Genomic DNA, 715 nt, shown 5'->3' on the forward strand with positions numbered 1-715 from the left:
CTGCCGGCGCTGCGCGCGCGGTGGGGGAGGGGTTTGACGCTCTTGTCGCTCGTGTCGTAGCTCTGGCTGATGTGGCTCCCGGTCGGGACGGTGCGCAACGACTGGATCACCCAGCCCTACGACTACTACGGCAAGCCCACCTACAACCCGAACAACGAACCCGACCTGCTCGCGCCCTACTTCTACCTGTCGACCGGCACGCCCGCGAAGACGGCGACCGTGGTGCGCGCGGCGATGACGTTGTTCACCACCGGCCCGGACGGCATGACCGGCAACGACGACCTGGGCACCATGTCGGCGTGGTACGTGTTCTCCTCGCTGGGCCTGTACCCGACGATGAGCGGCGGCGACTTCCTGGCGCTGTCCAGCCCCCAGTTCCCGGGCGCGACCGTCCGCACCGGACAGCGCACGCTGACCATCACCGCACCCGGCGCCAGCGACACCAACCGGTACGTGCAGCGGGTGTCGTTCAACGGCCGGGACGTGCGCAAGACGTGGCTGGACTGGGACACCGTCGCCGGCGGCGGCACGCTGGCGCACCAGCTCGGCACCACGCCGTCGTCGTGGGGCACCGGGCCCGGCGCGGAGCCGCCGTCGGTCAACCGGGCGCACGCCGACGACCGGCGGCACGTCGACGCGTCGCTGCGGCAGTCCTCGGCGGTCGTGCCGACGGCGGACGCGGCGCAGACCGTGCCGCTGACCCTGGACGTGCTGG

1 protein-coding gene is annotated in these 715 nt (G+C 71.9%); it reads left to right on the forward strand.

The annotated features are described in order from the left end of the window. Nucleotides 1–69 precede the first annotated feature (69 nt). On the forward strand, nt 70–715 hold a 646-nt coding region (locus AB0G02_RS29055), incomplete at its 3' end, for a glycoside hydrolase domain-containing protein (protein ID WP_360799988.1).

The sequence above is a fragment of the Actinosynnema sp. NPDC023658 genome (assembly GCF_040639995.1).
GTDB lineage: Bacteria > Actinomycetota > Actinomycetes > Mycobacteriales > Pseudonocardiaceae > Actinosynnema.